At 71.1% G+C, this 16,942-nt stretch carries 18 protein-coding genes; 9 read left to right on the top strand and 9 right to left on the bottom strand.

What is annotated here, in order from left to right; translation table 11 throughout:
- Positions 1 to 14 precede the first annotated feature (14 nt).
- The 6 genes from BV907_RS06110 to BV907_RS06085 form a co-directional block, all read right to left on the bottom strand.
- Positions 15 to 1,322, bottom strand: a complete 1,308-nt coding sequence (locus BV907_RS06110; RefSeq protein ID WP_077488840.1) for a flavin monoamine oxidase family protein — start codon at positions 1,320 to 1,322, stop codon at positions 15 to 17.
- Between the two features lie 63 nt (positions 1,323 to 1,385).
- Positions 1,386 to 2,231 carry a fumarylacetoacetate hydrolase family protein gene (locus BV907_RS06105; protein WP_077488839.1) on the bottom strand — a complete coding sequence of 282 codons (846 nt, stop codon included), beginning with the start codon at positions 2,229 to 2,231 and terminating at the stop codon, positions 1,386 to 1,388.
- A 32-nt stretch (positions 2,232 to 2,263) separates the two neighbouring features.
- Complete coding sequence (locus tag BV907_RS06100; RefSeq protein ID WP_077488838.1) at positions 2,264 to 3,049, bottom strand: 2-keto-4-pentenoate hydratase; 786 nt, start codon at positions 3,047 to 3,049, stop codon at positions 2,264 to 2,266.
- Positions 3,050 to 3,073: 24 nt separating this feature from the next.
- Positions 3,074 to 4,657, bottom strand: a complete 1,584-nt coding sequence (locus BV907_RS06095; RefSeq protein WP_077488837.1) for an aldehyde dehydrogenase (NADP(+)) — start codon at positions 4,655 to 4,657, stop codon at positions 3,074 to 3,076.
- A gap of 92 nt (positions 4,658 to 4,749) precedes the next feature.
- Positions 4,750 to 4,935 (bottom strand): hypothetical protein, encoded by a 186-nt coding sequence (locus BV907_RS06090; protein WP_077488836.1) that lies wholly within the window; start codon positions 4,933 to 4,935, stop codon positions 4,750 to 4,752.
- Entirely contained in the window at positions 4,932 to 5,060 is a 129-nt protein-coding gene (locus tag BV907_RS06085; protein WP_077488835.1) for a riboflavin kinase, read from the bottom strand. Before BV907_RS06085 ends, BV907_RS06090 begins: the two co-directional genes overlap by 4 nt.
- A 217-nt stretch (positions 5,061 to 5,277) precedes the next feature.
- Here BV907_RS06085 and BV907_RS18760 point away from each other — a divergent pair, with 217 nt between their 5' ends.
- The 3 genes from BV907_RS18760 to BV907_RS06075 all read left to right on the top strand — a co-directional run bounded on the left by BV907_RS18760 (position 5,278) and on the right by BV907_RS06075 (position 7,884).
- On the top strand, positions 5,278 to 5,436 hold the full coding sequence (locus BV907_RS18760) for a hypothetical protein (protein WP_175637386.1): 159 nt from the start codon (positions 5,278 to 5,280) through the stop codon (positions 5,434 to 5,436).
- 102 nt (positions 5,437 to 5,538) lie between these two features.
- Positions 5,539 to 6,909, top strand: a complete 1,371-nt coding sequence (locus tag BV907_RS06080) for an MFS transporter (RefSeq protein ID WP_077488901.1) — start codon at positions 5,539 to 5,541, stop codon at positions 6,907 to 6,909.
- Positions 6,910 to 7,071: 162 nt separating this feature from the next.
- Entirely contained in the window at positions 7,072 to 7,884 is an 813-nt protein-coding gene (locus BV907_RS06075; protein WP_077488834.1) for an IclR family transcriptional regulator, read from the top strand.
- 4 nt (positions 7,885 to 7,888) lie between these two features.
- Here the strand turns inward: BV907_RS06075 and BV907_RS06070 are convergent, their stop codons facing one another.
- Positions 7,889 to 8,836: a helix-turn-helix transcriptional regulator gene (locus BV907_RS06070; protein WP_077488833.1), complete on the bottom strand. Its 948-nt coding sequence runs from the start codon at positions 8,834 to 8,836 to the stop codon at positions 7,889 to 7,891.
- Positions 8,837 to 9,014: 178 nt separating this feature from the next.
- Between BV907_RS06070 and BV907_RS06065 the strand changes: the two genes are divergently transcribed.
- Positions 9,015 to 9,266, top strand: coding sequence for a hypothetical protein (locus BV907_RS06065; RefSeq protein WP_077488832.1), 252 nt, complete (start codon positions 9,015 to 9,017; stop codon positions 9,264 to 9,266).
- 3 nt (positions 9,267 to 9,269) lie between these two features.
- Here BV907_RS06065 and BV907_RS06060 read toward each other — a convergent pair whose 3' ends face one another.
- The gene (locus BV907_RS06060) at positions 9,270 to 10,520 is read right to left on the bottom strand and encodes a beta-ketoacyl-[acyl-carrier-protein] synthase family protein (RefSeq protein WP_245827815.1); all 1,251 of its coding nucleotides are present in this window, start codon (positions 10,518 to 10,520) and stop codon (positions 9,270 to 9,272) included.
- 112 nt (positions 10,521 to 10,632) lie between these two features.
- Here BV907_RS06060 and BV907_RS06055 point away from each other — a divergent pair, with 112 nt between their 5' ends.
- The 3 genes from BV907_RS06055 (at position 10,633) to BV907_RS06045 (ending at position 12,432) form a co-directional block, all read left to right on the top strand.
- Complete coding sequence (locus tag BV907_RS06055) at positions 10,633 to 11,223, top strand: TetR/AcrR family transcriptional regulator (RefSeq protein WP_077488831.1); 591 nt, start codon at positions 10,633 to 10,635, stop codon at positions 11,221 to 11,223.
- A 69-nt stretch (positions 11,224 to 11,292) separates the two neighbouring features.
- Positions 11,293 to 11,853, top strand: coding sequence for an IS1096 element passenger TnpR family protein (locus BV907_RS06050; protein ID WP_077488830.1), 561 nt, complete (start codon positions 11,293 to 11,295; stop codon positions 11,851 to 11,853).
- Between the two features lie 87 nt (positions 11,854 to 11,940).
- Complete coding sequence (locus BV907_RS06045; RefSeq protein ID WP_139346633.1) at positions 11,941 to 12,432, top strand: hypothetical protein; 492 nt, start codon at positions 11,941 to 11,943, stop codon at positions 12,430 to 12,432.
- A 93-nt stretch (positions 12,433 to 12,525) separates the two neighbouring features.
- Here BV907_RS06045 and BV907_RS18755 read toward each other — a convergent pair whose 3' ends face one another.
- The gene (locus BV907_RS18755; protein ID WP_175637384.1) at positions 12,526 to 12,669 is read right to left on the bottom strand and encodes a hypothetical protein; all 144 of its coding nucleotides are present in this window, start codon (positions 12,667 to 12,669) and stop codon (positions 12,526 to 12,528) included.
- Positions 12,670 to 12,864: 195 nt separating this feature from the next.
- Between BV907_RS18755 and BV907_RS06040 the strand changes: the two genes are divergently transcribed.
- Entirely contained in the window at positions 12,865 to 14,595 is a 1,731-nt protein-coding gene (locus BV907_RS06040; RefSeq protein ID WP_077488828.1) for a glycoside hydrolase family 32 protein, read from the top strand.
- Positions 14,596 to 14,899: 304 nt separating this feature from the next.
- On the top strand, positions 14,900 to 16,501 hold the full coding sequence (locus BV907_RS06035; protein ID WP_077488827.1) for a glycoside hydrolase family 68 protein: 1,602 nt from the start codon (positions 14,900 to 14,902) through the stop codon (positions 16,499 to 16,501).
- The last annotated feature ends 441 nt before the right edge of the window (positions 16,502 to 16,942 follow it).

The following is a 16,942-nucleotide window of genomic DNA, read 5'->3' as shown; positions in this document are numbered from 1 at the left end:
TCAGAAGGGGGGATTCAGCCGGCGAGCTCCGCGTGGACCTCGCGGGAGGCGCGTAGGCCGCTTTCGATGGCGCCATCGAAGAAGCCGGCCCAGATGTTGGCGATGTCGCTGCTGGCGAAGTGGAGCGCGCCTTCGCTGGCCTGCTGCGCGGCGTGGTACTTGGTGAGCTGGCCCGGGCGCTGGATCTGCCAGGTCTCCTCGGCATACGGGTCCTCGCCCCACTTGTGGCCGGTGACCTCAATGACCTCCAGATCGTCGCGCCAGACCCTGACGGCCTCCTGGACCTGCTCGATGTCGGTCACGTCGATGCGGTTCGCGTCGGCACCGAAGCCGACCAGCACGGCGTCGTCCTCTCCGATGAACTCGGTGCGGATCACGGACAGCGGCTTGTCCTGCGCGGAATAGGCGAAGAACGGCTTGATCGGGCCCCCTCCTCGACGGCCGACCCGCATCCAGGCCTTGACGCCCTGGGAGGCGGTCCTCTCCCGGCTGGGGACGAGCTTGCCCTCGGACAGGGCGGGCTGGACCTCGAGCTTGTGCAGGATGTTCTGGGGCAGGGTGATGACGACCTTTGTCGCCCGGATCTCCCGGCCGTCGCCGTAGGAGACCGTCGCGCCCTCGGCGTCGTGGCGGACGGCGGTCACGGGGGCATTCAGGCGGATGTCGGCGTCGGAGTCTTCGGCGATCGCCTTCACGAGGGTGTCGTTGCCGTGCTTGAGGCGGAAGATCGCCGAGGCCTCGTGCATGAGGTGCCAGTGGCCCGAGGCGCCGGCGGTCCAGCGCAGGGCGTTGACGTAGGCGCACTGGTCCAGCGGGGCGTTGAAGTGGCCCACCCAGGCGGCCTCGTTCGCGTTCTTCTCGTCCTCGGAGAGGTCCAGCTTGTCCAGCATCTCCTGCAGGTTGAACTGGTCCACCTCGGCCAGGTTCTCCACCGTCAGCGGCGCGTCCGGGCGCGGCAGCCACGTCATGGTGTCCTCGAGCAGTCGGGTCATGCCCGGGTCGATGAGCTTCATGAAGTCGTCGAGGTTGCCGCGGCGCACCTCGTCCCCGGCCAGCCAGTAGGTCTCCTCCGAACGGGGGCCGCGGGAGACCTCGAGACCGTAGCGGGTCACCTCGGCCCACACATGCGGCTGGGTCCAGTGCAGCCAGTTGCCGCCGAGCTCCAGGTGCTGGCCCAGACGGGATTCGGTGTAGACGCGGCCCCCCAGACGGTCCCGCGCCTCCAGCACGACCACCCTGTGGCCCCGATTGCCCAGCTCGCGGGCAGTGATGAGACCGGCGAGGCCGGCCCCGATGACGACGACGTCAGTCTGTTCGGTCATGGTGATCTCCAATGCAGTGCGTGTGGTGGACGTGGTGGAAAGGACACGGACGACGGCGCGCGGTCAGCTCAGGCGGTGGCGCATCTCGCCGATCCCCTCGATCGCCGTGACGAGCTCGTCCCCGGGGGCGAGGAAGCGCTGCGGGCTGCGGCCGACGCCGACGCCGGGCGGTGTGCCGGTGAAGATGACGTCCCCCGGCAGGAGCGTCGCGACGCGGGACAGGCGCGCGATGATCTCGGGCACCGGGAAGACCATGGACGCCGTCGTGCCCTTCTGGACCTGCTCCCCGTTGACCGAGCACGAGAGCTCGATGATGTCCGGGTCCTCGAACTCGTCCGGGGTCACGAGGAAGGGGCCGATCGGGCCGAATCCGGGGAAGGACTTCGCGAGGCTGTACTGCGGCGCCGGCCCCGCCGACTGCATCGTCCGCTCCGACAGGTCCTGCCCCACCGACAGGCCCGCGACGTGGTCCCAGGCCGTCTCCGCGGGGATGTTCCGTCCGCCCCTGCCGAGGACGACGACGAGCTCGACCTCCCAGTCGACGGTCCCCGGGGGCAGCGCGATCGTCCCGTAGGGCCCGGTCAGCGAGCTCGCGAACTTCGTGAACACGGTCAGGTCCTCGGGCACCGCCAGGCCGGCCTCCGCGGCGTGGTCCGCGTAGTTCAGGCCGATCGCGAAGACCTGCCGCGGCTGCGGGGCCGGATTCCCGACCTCGTGGGGCCGCACCTCCGTCAGCGGCCTGCCCTGCGCTCGATGCAGGTCCGGCGCGGCCGCGAGGAGCTCGTCCCAGCGCTCGTAGCAGTCCTGGATCCGAGGGCTGAAGCGCCCGCCGGAGGCCCTCGAGACGTCGACGGCCTGGTCGTCGGGGGTGATGAGGGCGAACCTGTCGACGATGTTGGCCAGGCGCATGGGGGCTCCTCTCGGTCTCTCTGAGTTATGTGTCAGGCGGAGACGTCGAACTCGACGGTGCCCCAGCCCTCGAAGGTGCCGGACCAGCGGCCGGCCTCGTTCATGGGCACGGCCTGGAGGCAGCTGCCGGGGAGGATGACCTGCCCGGGTTCGAACACGACGTTGTACGCGGCGAGGCGGTTGACGAGCCACGCGACGGCGGCGAAGGGGTTGCCGAGGATGTTGCGGGTGTTTCCGGCGATGACCTCGCGGTGGTTGAAGGTCAGCACGCCCGGGGTGTCGCGCAGGGTCAGGTCGGTGACCTTGCGGGGGGTGCCGCCGAGGATGACGGCGCCAGTGGAGCCGTTGTCGGCGAGCGTGTCGGAGAGGCCGATCTGCCAGTCCTTGACGCGGGAGTCGATGATCTCGATCGCCGGGACGGCGAACTCGATGGCGTCGATGACATCGGCGACGGTCGTGGTGGGCCCGGCGAGCTGCTTGCGCAGGACGAAGGCGGGCTCGAGCTCGACGAAGGGCTCGATGAATGCGCCCCGGTCGAGGGTGGTGCCCTCGTAGGCGAAGACGCTCGCGAGCAGGTGCCCGTAGTCGGGCTGGTCGAGGCCGAAGGCGTCCTGCATGACCTTGGCGATGTTGCCGAGCTTGTAGCCGACGAGGCGGTCCCCCTGCGCGACGGCGTGGGCGACGTTGATCTTCTGCACCTCGAATGCCGCGTCGGGGTCGAGGCCAGGCCAGGTCTCGCTCGGCGGTGCGATGGGCTGGGTGCGCTCGCGCGCCCCGCGCAGGGTCGAGGCGACGTCGTCGAGCGTGAGGGTTGGCATGGGGGTCCTTTCGGCGGGGAAGGGCTAGCCGTTCTCGGCGGCGCCGTCGACGAGGCGGTTCACATGCCAGGGGTTGGCGTCCTGCAGGGGCGCCGGGAGCAGCTCCTGGGGGACGTTCTGGTACGAGACGGGACGCAGGAAGCGGTTGATCGCGAGGGTTCCGACCGACGTCGTGCGGGAGTCCGACGTGGCCGGGAACGGGCCGCCGTGCACCATCGCATGGCCGACCTCGACGCCGGTGGGCCAGCCGTTGACGATGATCCGGCCGACCTTGCCCTCGAGCACGGGCAGGAGGGCCGCGGCCGTGGCGAGGTCGCCGTCGTCGGCAAGCCAGACCGAGGCCGTGAGCTGGCCCTCGAGCGTGCGCGCGGCGGCGGCGAGGTCCTCGGCGCCCTTGTAGCGGACGATCACGCTGGCCGCGCCGAAGACCTCCTCGTGCAGGACCGGGTTCGCGGTGAAGGTCTCCACATCGGCACCGAAGACGGCCGGGGCGGGGGCGTTCTCGGTGGGACCGGCCTGGCCGCGGGCGAGGAGCTCGACGTCGGCGACGGCCTCGAGAGCGCTGAAGCCCTCCTGCCAAGACGAGGCGATCCCCGGGGTGAGCATGGTCTGCCCGGGCTGCCCGGGCAGGGCCGCGGCCACGGCCTCGGCGAGCCGGTCGCCGTCGTCCCCGGCGGGGACGAACAGAAGCCCCGGGGAGGTGCACAGCTGCCCCGAGCTGCCCGTGACCGAGGCGAGGTACTGGCGGGCGAGCGTCTCGACGTCGCCGCCGAGGGCGCCGGGGAGCACGAAGACGGGGTTGATCGAGGACATCTCGGCGTAGACCGGGATGGGCTCGCGGCGGGCGGCGGCGGTGCGCATGAGCGCGACGCCGCCGGCCCGGGAGCCGGTGAAGCCGACGGCCTTGATCGCGGGGTCCGCGACGAGGGCCTGGCCGATGGATGTGCCCGCGCCGTAGACGAGGGAGAAGACGCCCGGGTGGAGGTCGTTCTCGCGCACGGCCCGGACGACGGCCTGGCCGACGAGCTCCGAGGTGCCCGGGTGGGCGTTGTGCGCCTTGACGACGACGGGGCAGCCCGCGGCCAGGGCCGAGGCCGTGTCGCCGCCGGCGACGGAGAAGGCGAGGGGGAAGTTGCTCGCGCCGAACACCGCCACCGGCCCGAGCGGAACCTGCCGCAGGCGGATGTCGGCGCGGGGCAGCGGCGTGTGCTCGGGCTGCGCAGGGTCGATGCGGACGCCGCGGAAGTCGCCCCGGCGCACGACGGCGGCGAAGAGCCTCAGCTGGTTCACGGTCCGGGCGCGCTCGCCCCGCAGCCGCTCGGCCCCGAGCCCCGTCTCGGCCGAGGCGCGCTCGACGAGCTCCTCGCCGAGTGCCTCGACGTTGGCGGCGATGGACTCGAGGAACCGGGCGTGCCGCTCGGGCTCGAGCGTGCTGAAGGACTCGAAGGCCGCCGCGGCCGCCTCGGTGGCGACCTTGAGCTGGTCCTCGCTGACCAGCGTGTACTCAGGTTCGAGTTTGGCGTTCGTGGAGGGGTCGATCCCGAAGGACGTGCCGCTGGTTCCGGCGATGGCCTCGCCTGCGATGAGTGAGTGTCCGTTGAGGGTCATGGTCTGGGCCTCCTAAGGGCGGGCGGGTGGGCAGCTTCGCGGATGGGTGGGCAGCTTCGCGGATGGGTGAGCAGCTGCGACGGGGTGTGTGGTCAGCGGGCCGGGCCGGACTCCGTGCGGAGCTGGTAGAGGCAGCGGCGGGCAAGGCTCTTGCTCAGGCCCGTACGCCGCGCGACCTCGACGGCGTCCGCCGACGCCCCACCCTCGCGCTGCCCGGAGGCGAGGACCGCGGCGACGCGCTGGACAGCCCAGGCCGGCAGCGAGCGCTCGGCCGTCATGCCAGCCCGACGCCGTCGTGCGCCTCCTGGGCCTCGTGGCTGAGGAGCGGGATATTCGCGGTGGGGAAGCCGACGGTGCGGCCGCGCTGGTCGCCTGGCTTGACGACGCCTTCGATGACGTGCATGCCTGCCTCCTCAGCGAGAGTCGGGAACTGGTCTCGTTCATTATTTGGACGTCTTGTTCAAGTTACTGTGTTGGCCGGCTCACTGTCAATGACGGGATCACCTCGCGACGTGATGGGGGTTGCGCAATGCGGTGAGAGGCATCACAATGGAATTCGTCCACATGCTGAACGTGATGTTCACTCTGGACGCGCCACCGCAGTCATCAAGGAGCAGGCCATGAACCTCATCACTCGATTCCTCACCACCATGGCCGTCGAGCACCGTGAGGTCCCCCGACCGCCGCAGGCCGCGGCGTCGTTGCCCAGCCCCTATGGCCATCACGGCCGGCTCGTGTGCGTCCCCTGGGAGGGCCTCTACCTCGAGGAAAGCGGCTGAGCCAGGCTCAACCCTGCCCCGAAGATGACAACCCTGGCGCACCGCTGATGCGGTCCAGGCCATGAACAGCAGTCCCCTGAAGACAAGGAAGTCACCGTGTCCATGACCACGACGAGCTCTGCCGCCCCGGGCAGGCCTTCAGTTCTGACCGAGAAGCAACGGCGCTTCATCACCAAGCTCACCGTCCTCATCTCGGGCGGCATGTTCATCGACGGCTTCATCCTCGGGAGCATCGGCATCGTCATGCCGGCGATCACTGCGGACCTCGGCCTCGACCTCGTGTGGCAGGGCCTCATCGGGGCCTCTGCCCTCATCGGCATCTTCATCGGCGGCCCGCTCGGCGGCTACCTTGCGGACAAGGTCGGGCGCAAGCCGATGTTCACGATCGACCTGGCGATCTTCCTCGTTGGCTCCGTCGCCCAGTTCTTCGTCGCCGAGGCCTGGCAGCTGTTCCTCGTCCGCCTGCTCATGGGCGTGGCGATCGGCGCCGACTACTCGATCGGCTGGCCGATGCTCGCCGAGTTCTCGCCTGCACGCATGCGCGGCAAGCTCCTCGCCGTGCAGGAAGTGGCCTGGTACGTGGGCTACCTGATCTCCTACGCCCTCGGCTACATCCTCACCGTCTCCGCTACCGCCGACTGGAACATCATCCTTGGCCTGAGCACGATCCCGTGCGTCATCGTCTTCCTCATGCGCCTCGGGACCCCCGAGTCGCCCCGCTGGCTCATGACCAAGGGCCGCACCGCGGAGGCGCTGGCCCTCGCGGAGGAATACATGGAGGAGGCGGACCGGAAGGACCTCCAGGCCCAGACCACCACCCGCAAGCTGGGTGTCCGGGCACTGTTCTCCCCCGCCTACATCAAGAGCACGGTCTTCGTCTCCGTCTTCTGGATCTGCAACGTCACGCCGTACTTCGCCATCGGCACCTTCGCCCCGATCATCCTCGAGCAGTTCGGCCTCGAGGACGGCCTCACCGGGGCCCTCGCCCTCAACGGGCTTGTCGTTGCCGGTTCGCTGGTCTCGGTCGTGCTCATCGAGCGCGTCGGCCGCCGCAAGCTGGCCATCCCGCCGTTCTGGATCTCCACCATCGCGCTGGTCGTCGTCGGCCTCTTCTCCCAGCAGTCGCCGGTCATCATCATGGTCTGCTTCCTCGTCTTCTCCTTCGTCAACGCCATCTCCACGGCCCTGACCGGCGTCTACCCCGGCGAGGTGTTCCCGACCGAGATCTGCGGCTCGGGCACTGGCTTCGCCACGGCGGCCTCCCGCGTCGGCGCCGCGGCCGGCACGTTCCTCCTGCCGGTGGCGATGACGACGCTCGGCATCGGAACGACGATGATCATCGCCGCCGGCATCAGCTTGGTAGGCGGCATCGTCTCCCAGATGCTCGCCCCGGAGACGAAGGGCAAGCAGCTCAGCGAGACCAACGCCCCCACGGGCCGCCGCCCCGAGGCCGTTGTCCACAGCGCCTCCTGACCTCTGAGTTTCCGGCGCCTCGCAGGCTCCCCCGCTTCCGCGCGGGGATGCCTGTGAGGCGTCGTCGTGCCCGGCGCGGTCTAGGGTGGTATCAGCAACGTTCCCGAACGCGCGCTCCACGCGATGCAGGGATCCATGAGACGAGGAAGGCCGTGATGCCCAGTGTCTGAGGACGCCACCACCGACGAAGCACTGGAGACCTCTGACCTCACCAACAAGTCGGTCATCAAGGCGACGGTGATCCTGAGCGAGCTCGGGCGGCATCCCCGGGGGATCACGGTGACTCAGCTGGCCCAGCGGGTCGGCATGACCCGGCCCACGGCCTTCCGCCTCCTGGTCAGCCTCGAGCAGACGGGCTTCGTCGAGCGGGTCGACACCAAGTACCTGCTCGGATGGGAGATGGCCCGCCTTGGCAGGCTGGCCGACCCGCACCGGGGAATCGTCGCCCGCGTGCAGCCCGTCCTCGACGTCCTCGCGGACGAGCTCAACGAGACGATCGGCTATGCGGTGGCCAACGGGGAGGGCCGCTTCGAGCTCGTCGCGGAGGCCTTCGGCTCGCGGCTCCTGACCCTCTCCCAGGGGTGGATCGGACGGGACTTCCCCCTCCACGCGAGCGGTACCGGGAAGATCGTCCTCGCGGACCTCTCGGACGAGAAGGTCGAGGCGTTGCTGCCCTCGACGCTTCCGGCGCTCACCCGCTTCACCATCACGGACCGATCGGAGTTCATCGAGGCCCTCCACGAGGTCCAGCGGCAGGGCTACGCGACGATGGACAACGAGCTGGAGGAGGGGCTCTTCGCCGTCTCGGTGCCCGTGCGCGACGACGACGGCCAGCTCATCGGCGTCCTCAGCGCCACCGGTCCCGACCAGCGCATGAAGTCGGGCCGACTGCCGGCGATCGTCGAGCAGCTGCGGCAGTCGGCCAAGGAGATTGCGCGAAGCCTGTCCTCGGGCGCACCCGTGGCGGCGAAATAGGGGCCTACGTCCCCGCCGCAGTCAGGCGCTCCCCCAGCGCGCGCATGGCCTCGCGCAGCTCGGGCGGATCGAGCACCGTGACCGGCCAGCCGAGCCGGACCACGTGGTACGCGACGTAGTCGAGGTCGTCCGCGCCCGCGGTGAGGATCGCGCCGTCGTCGCCGTCGGGCTCGACGACGGCCATCGTCGAGGGGACGCGCTCGGCCACCTCGTGCGCGGGCGCGTGGATGCGCACCTTCGCGACGAACTGGTAGGGCGCCTGCGTGATCGAGGCCTGGACATAGGCGACGGCGTCCGGCGCATCGCGCGGACGGAACCGCCAGCCGGTCCCGCGGGCCGCCGCCATGCGGTCGAGCCGGAACGTCCGCCAGTCCTCGCGGTCCAAGTCGTACGCCATGAGGTACCAGCGGCGCGCCGCGGCCACGAGTCGGTAGGGCTCGACGCGCCGCTCGGAGCGCTCTCCCCCAGACTTCGTGTAGTCGAAGGTCGCACGCTCGGGCGTGCGGATCGCGCGGGCGAGGGCCACGAGGACGTCGGCGTCGACGGCCGTGACCGGGCTGTCGAGGCTCACGGTTGCGTCGATGACGCCCTTGACCTCGGCCCGCAGCCGCGACGGGAGCACCTGGTCGAGCTTCGCGAGCGATCGCACGGCGGCCTCGCCGAGCCCCGCGACCGTCCCGCCCGCGGCGAGCCGGAGGCTCACGGCGACGGCGACGGCCTCCTCGTCGTCGAGCAGGAGCGGCGGGAGTGCCATGCCCGCCCCGAGCTGGTAGCCGCCGCCGGTGCCGTGCTCGGCGCGGACAGGGTAGCCGAGCTCTCGCAGGCGCTCGACGTCGCGGCGGATGCTCCGGGTCGTGACCCCGAGCCGCTCCGCGAGCTCGGCCCCCGTCCATACGGGCCGTGACTGGAGGAGGCTGAGCAGGCTCAGGACCCGCTGCGTCGTGTCTGGCATGCCTCCATCATGGCCCGGGCAGCGGACCGGACCTGTCCTCTTCTGGCGGCATCCTGAAGGCGTGAGCATCTGCCGGGTTATCCACAGGGGCGCGCACGCGATGAGCGGGACGCCCGTCCGGCTCACTAGGGTCGAGGACCGCAGGGCACATCACTGGTCGAGGGGAACGGGAGCGGGCATGCACACGGTCATCACGGGGGACGTCTGGATCAGGCCCGAGCGCACGGTGGAACCCGAGCGCACGGTGGAACCCGAGCGCACGACGGCGCGGGGACGGGCCGCGGCCGCGCGCGGACCGTGGGCGGCCGCCGCCGTCGTCCGCGGGTGGCTCACGCCCACGGAAGGCCACCGGGAGACGGACGGCCGCCTCGAGGAGCGCCGCGACGCGGTGCGCCGCGAGCTGCTCCTGCGGCACGCGCGCCTCTGGTAGCCGTCAGGCGCGCGTGAGCAGGAGGCTCACGTTGTGGCCTCCGAAGCCGAACGAGTTGGAGATCGCCGCCTCGATCCGGGCCTCGCGCGGGGCGCCGGCGACGACGTCGAGCCCGACGGCCGGGTCCAGCTCCTCGAGGTTGCGGGTGGCCGGGATGACGCCGGCCTCGAGCGTGCAGGCGGTGAGGATCGCCTCGACGGCGCCGGCCGCGCCGACGAGGTGGCCGAGGGCGCCCTTGGGCGCGGTCACGGCGACGTGGCCGCCGAGGGCTTCGCGGACCGCGAGCGCCTCGCTCACGTCCCCGACCTGCGTGCCGGTCGCGTGGGCGTTGACGTGCTGGACGTCCCGCGCGCCGAGCCCGGCCTTGGCGAGCGCCTTGCGGATCGCCTTGACTTGGCCCGTGCCCTCGGGGTCCGTGCCGGTGATGTGGAACGCGTCCGCCGTGACGCCCCAGCCGGCCAGGGCCGCGCGGGCCCTCGCGCGGCGGGCGCGGGCGTGCTCGGCGCGCTCGAGCACCACGACGCCCGCGCCCTCGCCGAGCACGAAGCCGGTGCGGTTCAGGTCGAAGGGCCGGGACGCGGCCTCCGGGTCGCCGGCGTCCTTGGAGAGGGCGCCGATCTGGGCGAAGCCCGCGATAGTCAGGGGCGTGATGGCAGCCTCCGCGCCGCCGGCGATGACGATGTCCGCCTCGTCGCACTCGATGAGCCGTGCCGCCTGGACGATGGCCTCGGCGCCCGAGGCGCACGCCGACGCGGGGGCGGACGCGGACGCGCGGGCCCCGTACTCGATGCTCAGCTGGGCCGCGGCGGCGTTGGCCATGAGCATCGGCACGGTCCGCGGCGAGACGCGCCGCGCGCCCGAGCGCTCGAGCACGTCGTCCTGCGCGAGGAGGGTCTGCACCCCGCCGATGCCCGTGCCGATCACGACGGCGAGCCGGTCGCCGTCGACCTCGGGGGCGCCGGCGTCCTTCCACGCCTCGCGCGCGGCGACGACGGCGGCCTGCTGGCTGCGGTCGAGGCGGCGGGCGCTGGCGGGGGTCATCGCGGTCTCGGGCTCGACGGCGAGCATCCCCGCGATGCGCACGGGCAGGGTGTCGTCGAAGCCGGGAATGCCGGCCCCCACGAGGCTGCGGATGCCGGAGCGCAGGGCGAGCGTGGCGTCCCAGAGCTCGGGGACGGTGCCGCCGAGCGGCGTCGTCGCGCCCATGCCCGTGATGACGATCCCGCTGTGCCCGTCAAACCCTGTGTGCCGCACGTGTCCTCCAACGCCAGTAGCGGGACATGTCCGGTTCGGGCCGTCCCTTGTACGCGATACAAGAAGCTGTACTTGTACAGCATACAACTCACCGCCCCATACACTTACTTTCATGTCCAGGGCACACACGTCCCGCTCGCGGGGAGCGGGCACGCGCGAGCGCATCGTCCACGCGGCGGCGGCGCTCTTCGCCGCACGACCGGCCGATTCGGTCACGGTCGGCGAGATCGCCGGCGCGGCCGGCGTGTTCCCGAACCAGATCACGTACCACTTCGGCTCGAAGGACTCGCTCTTCGTGCACGCGGCCTTCCTGCTCCTGCTCCGCGACGCTGGGCGCATCGAGGGCGCGGGCTCGCGCATGTCCAATGCGCCGGCCTTCCGCCGGGCCATCGCCCGCACGGTGCTCGTGACGCCGTCGCTGCCCGTGGTCATCAGCGCCCTCGCGCTGGCCCGCGCGAAGCCGCAGCTCGGGACCGTGGTCAAGGGGCACCTGAGTCTGCTGTTCCGCATGTCCGAGCGCTATCTCGAGCGCGTGCTTCAGACGCGCGGCTGGGGGATCGAGAGGACGGCACGCCAGGAGGTCAGGACGTTCTGGGCCGCGGCGTTCGGCGCGATCCTCATCGCCGAGTCCGGCTACCCCGGCACGCAGGCGGACCTCGATCTGGCCGGCACGCTCACGCTCCGGGAATCCACGGCCGGCTAGCCCCTGCCGCTACGCTCGTCGGGTGGCAGCCACGCGTGAAGACCGACCAGCACCTCTGAGACCAACAGGATCCTGCGTGTCAGGGTGACCGTCGTCGGGAGCGAGCCGCCGATCTGGCGGATGCTCGACGTCGATGGCTCCCTGACGCTCGGCGAGCTCCACGACGTACTCCAGCGTGCCGTCGGGTGGCGCGACTGGCACCTGCACTCCTTCACCGATGCGGACCCGACCCTTCCGCGCCGCGGCGCCGACCGCCCCGGCCCCGCACCCCGCGTGTGGAGCTCCGGGGAGCCGCTCCTCGACGACCTCGGGATGCTCGACGAGGCCACGGTTCGGCTGGGCGAGTGGGTCACCGCCACCGTCGGCCCATGGCAGGACTTCGACCCTGCCCGCTTCGACGCCGAGGCGGCGAACCGCGAGCTCGCCCTGCTTTTCCCGCCATCGCCCGACGGCGGGGATGCCGGCGCAGCCGAGGCGCGCGATGTCGACACACTCGGCCGCAGCCTCCCCCCGGGCCTGCAGCCGGAGTTCCGGTCCTTCGTGGCCGCGACGAGGGTCGACCGTCCGGCCGAGATCGACCAGCTGGAGATCGACGACGAGGCCGCGGCCCGCCTCGTCGCCCCCTACTGATGGCTCATCCACCGCATCGACCCGGACGGTCTCGCCCTGACCTCCGCCGGCTGGCTCCCGCCCGCCGTGGTCCGCGAGGCGGCAGAGGTGCTCGACCTGGGAGGGAGATGGCTCGGCCCCGCCAACCGGGAGAGCCAGACCGCCCCCGTGTTCTGGTTCCGCGCTTCGGCCACGCGCCTGGGCCTCGTGCGCAAGGTCAAGGGCAGGCTCCTCGTGCCGAAGGCTGTGCAGAAGGTCTCCAACGATCCGCGCGGGCTCCTGCTCTTCATCGCGCGGGCGATGCTCCTGAGGCATCGCGATGAGGCCGCACACGACGCCGCTCTCCTGGCTCTGCTCGAACTCGCCGCCGCACAGCGCTCCGACTGGGACGAGAGCCTCCACGCCATCGCCTTCGGCCTCGGAGCCCTCGGCTGGCGCATGGAGCCGCACGGGGAGATGACGGACGGCGATGCCAGCGAACTGCTGATCGACACGACAGCGGTGTTCCGCACCATGGGCATCCTGCGGAGGGGCTTTGGCAAGGAGTTCGCGCAGTCGCCCGAGGCCCAGGCTTTCGCGCGGGCGGCGCTGCAGACCTGACCGGGGCCCCTGTGACGGGAGGTTCGATGCGGCGAGAGGCGCCGCCGGGATCCCGGCGGCGCCTCTCGGCTATTCAGGGGTTGCGTGGCTCCGTCATCGGCCGACGATGATCTCCTCGCCGTCGAAGAGGCCATCCTCTTCGTCCCACGCTCTGTCCTCTGGGCCGAAGTGGAAATCCTGAGACAGGTCTTCTCTGCTCGGGCGGTGGGTGACTTTGCTGCGGTCGCCGTTGACCATGGCACTCCTTCGCTGTGGCGAATCGGAACACGGCCGCAGAGTGCGGGCCGTGCCGTTCAGGACAGCACGGTCCCGCGCGGAGGTCAAGGGAGCCAGCTCGGGGAGCGGTCACAACCCGTCCAGCCTCCTCTCGGGAATTGCCCAGCTGGCGGGCGTAGGATCGATACCCTGCCCTGTCCCCTACCACCGCAGGTCATGGCCCAGAGTCCCCCCGCCCCCCGCCGCCGCAGCTTCCTCGCATCCCTGACGCCCCGCGCGCGCCGCCTGCTCCTCGCGGCGGCGGGCGGCGCCGTCGTCCTCGCCGCCGTCCTGGCGCTCGTCCTGGCGACGCTCGCGCCGCAGCCCTCCCCCGCCCCCACCGCGCCGGAGTCGGCGCAGGCACAGCCCGAGCCCGCCGACCCGTACCGCCCCGTCTTCCACAACACCCCGCCCGAGGCCTGGATGAACGATCCCCAGCGCCCCCTCCTCGTCGACGGCGTGTGGCAGGCCTACTACCTGTACAACGCGGACCACCCACACGGGAACGGCACCTCGTGGCGGCGCATGTCGAGCACGGACCTCGTCCACTGGAAGGACGAGGGCGTCGCGATCGAGAAGTTCCAGAACGGGCTCGGGGACATCGAGACCGGGACCGCGTTCGTCGACGAGGAGGGCACGGCTGGCTTCGGCCGGGGCGCCGTCGTCGCGATCCTGACCCAGCAGCACGACGGCGTGCAGCGGCAGTCGCTCTTCGGCTCGGCCGACGGCGGGCGCACCTTCCGCAGCGACACCGCCAACCCGATCATGGAGAACCCCGGCCAGCACGACTGGCGCGACCCGCGCGTCGTCCGCGACGAGGCCCGCGGGCAGTGGGTCATGGCCCTCGCGGAGGGCCCCAAGATCGGCTTCTACGCGTCCACGGACCTGCGCTCGTGGACCTACACGTCCGGCTTCGAGTCGCCGGGCCTCGGCACCCTCGAGTGCCCGGACCTCTTCGAGCTGACCCTCGACGGCGACCCGCAGCGCCCCCGCTGGGTCCTCATGGCCGGGGCGAACGGCGCCGCCGAGAGCCGCACGACCGGGACCGCGTACTGGGTCGGACAGTGGGACGGCAAGCAGTTCGTCCCGGACCAGGCCCAGCCCTCGCACCGGTGGGCCGACGACGGGCCCGACTTCTACGCCGCCCTCGCCTGGGCGGACCCGCGCGTGGCAGACCAACGCGCCTCGCGCTACCTCATGGGCTGGATGAACAACTGGGCCTACGCGCGCAACGTGCCCACCGGGGCGTGGATGGGCGCGGACTCCGCCGTGCGCACGGTGCGGCTCGTCACGGACGACGGCGGGGCGCGCCTCGCGTCCGAGCCCGTCCCCGCGCTCGGGGACGCTGAGGGCGCGGAGACGACGGCCGAGGCGCAGACCCTCTCTCCGGGCTCCCCCGGGTCACCCGGGCCTCCCGGGCCGGCGTTCGAGGCCGACCAGCCCGGTGGCGGGGCGTTCGTCCTCGACACCGAGCTCACGCGCGGCCCCGGCGAGGACCGGATCGAGGCCCGCATCCAGCTGCTCGCGGGCGGCGAGCCGTACGCGACCGTCGGCTACGACTTCGCGCGCGGCCAGGCGTTCGTGGTCCGCGACGACGCCTTCGCGCGCGGCGACTCGGGAGTCTGGGACAACGCTGCCGAGGCGGCCGGGGCGGCCGCCGCCAGGACCCCCAAGGAAGCCTCGCTCGAGGCGTACCGGGCCCTGCGGACCTCTCCCGGGGAGCCCGGGGCCGAGACGGTGCGGCTCCGCCTGTACGTGGACCGCTCCTCGGTCGAGGTATTCGTGGACGGGGGCCGCAGCACGCTCACGGCGCTGACGTTCCCGCCGGCGGGCGAGCGCTCGCTGCGGGTCGAGGCCGTCGGCGGAGCCGTGAGGATGGGCACATTCCGCATGGCCGCAGTGAAGTGACTGCGTCGTAAAGCGGTCACGCGCGCGTCATATTTGTTTACTTGACACATTCAGTCTGGCTTGGCATCGCGCGCGTGGACCAGATTGTGCAAGCGCTTACACAAATGCGTGTGGGGCGGTTGAGAGGACCTTCCCAGCTTTCCTAGTGTTAGAGGCGCGGCCCACCCTCGGGCCGCTTCAACCGCCCGCGCACCGACCGGCGCGAGGGCGACTGGGCACGACGTCGTCCTGAGGATGCGTGCGTCCCCAGGGCAGCGGTGTGCCCGCACATGGTCCCCTGACAGAACCACTGAAAGAGCACACCATGCTGAATCTCCAGCAGCCTGCGCGGCCCACGGGCCGCCGACGGCGGCGCGCAGCTGCCGCGACGGCCCTCGTCACGGCCGCGGTCCTGACCGCCGCCCCCGCCGCGCTCGCGAACATCCCGGCCGACCCGCCGTCGTCCGAGATGCCCGCCCCCACCCCGGGCTTCGCCCTGCCGACCGAGCACTCGCAGCAGGCGTTCGACCCTGCTGCGGACTTCACGTCCAAGTGGACCCGCGCCGACGCCCGCCAGATCATGGCGCAGAGCGACCCGAACGTCGCGCCCGGCGAGAACTCCATGAGCCCGGACGTCTCCATGCCGGAGATCCCCGAGGACTTCCCGACGATGAACGAGGACGTCTGGGTCTGGGACACCTGGTCCCTCACGGACGAGCACGCGAACCAGATCAGCTACAAGGGCTTCGACGTCATCTTCTCGCTCGTGGCCGACCGCCACGCGGGCTACGGCTTCGACCAGCGCCACTGGAACGCGCGCATCGGCTTCTTCTACCGCAAGACGAACGCCGATCCGGCCAAGGACAAGTGGAACTACGGCGGGCACCTGTTCGTCGACGGCTCCTCGGTCGGCAACACCGAGTGGTCCGGGTCGACCCGCCTCATGCAGGGCAACCACGTGAACGTCTTCTACACCGCGACGACGTTCTACGACGTGGCCGAGCGCAACGCCGGCGGCGGCGGGATCGCCCCGGACGCCGCGATCGCCAAGGCCCTCGGCAACATCCACGCCGACCAGGACCGGGTGTGGTTCGACGGCTTCGAGCACACCAAGCTGCTCGAGCCGGACGGCGAGATGTACCAGACCAGGGCCCAGAACCCGGGCTTCGCCTTCCGCGACCCGTACACGTTCGAGGACCCGGCGCACCCGGGCAAGACCTTCATGGTCTTCGAGGGCAACACCGGGGGCACCCGCGGCGAATACCGCTGCACCGAGGAGGACCTGGGCTACCGCCCGGGCGACCCCCAGGCCGAGACCGCCGAGCAGGTCAACTCGACGACGGGCGCCTACTACCAGACGGCCAACGTCGGCCTCGCGGTCGCGGACACCAAGGACCTGACCAAGTGGTCCTTCCTGCCGCCGATCCTCTCGGCCAACTGCGTCAACGACCAGACTGAGCGTCCCCAGATCTTCATCCAGAACGAGGACGGCAAGAACAAGTACTACCTGTACACGATCTCGCACCAGTTCACGTACGCGGACGGCATGCGCGGCCCGGACGGCGTCTACGGCTTCGTGGGCGACGGCATCCGCTCCGACTTCCAGCCGGTGAACAACTCGGGCCTCGCGCTCGGCTCGCCGACGGACCTGAACCTGCCGGCCAACAACCCGAGCGGGACCATCTCGAGCGAGCAGAACGGCCGCCAGTTCCAGGCCTACTCGCACTACGTGCAGCCCAACGGCCTCGTGCAGTCGTTCATCGACAACGTCAACGGGATCCGCGGCGGCTCCCTGTCCCCGACCGTGAAGATCAACTTCAAGGGCGGCGTGACGCAGGTGGACCGCAGCTTCGGCCAGAACGGCCTCGGCCCGTACGGCTACCTGCCGACCAACCTCGCCGTCGGCGGCGAGGGCCTGTACAAGTAGCAGCCCCACCCAGACCGTCCGCCCCACCGCGGCGGACCACACCACAGAGGCCCGGACGGCGACCCCGTCCGGGCCTCTGGCCGTCCGCGGGTTGAGAGGTCACATCCCGACGTTGAGTGGCAAAGTCTCTGTGGGGCGTGGACCCCGCGTCAATTGTTGAGGTGAGCAGGGTCGCGGGCCGCGGCACCCTGCTCAAGCCAACAATTGCGCGAAGGCGCGACGGCGCGAAGGCGCGACGGCGCGAAGGCGCGAAGGCGCGGAGGTCGGAGGTAGGCCGCCGCGCGCCGTCGTCCGCCAAAACCTTGTGGCACCGCCTCCAACGCTTGACTTGTCCGGTGGACACTTCCTAGCGTGCGACCCGGTGACAACGTTGTCACCGCGTCGCGCAGAGAAGGGCGGAACCTATGGCAGGGCGAGGGAGCCGAGCACGTCAGGAGTCAG

Source organism: Sinomonas mesophila (assembly GCF_001999765.1).
In the GTDB taxonomy this organism is placed as follows: domain Bacteria; phylum Actinomycetota; class Actinomycetes; order Actinomycetales; family Micrococcaceae; genus Sinomonas; species Sinomonas mesophila.
Note: the sequence above shows the minus strand (reverse complement) of the source record. Positions and strands in the feature narration are given on the sequence as shown.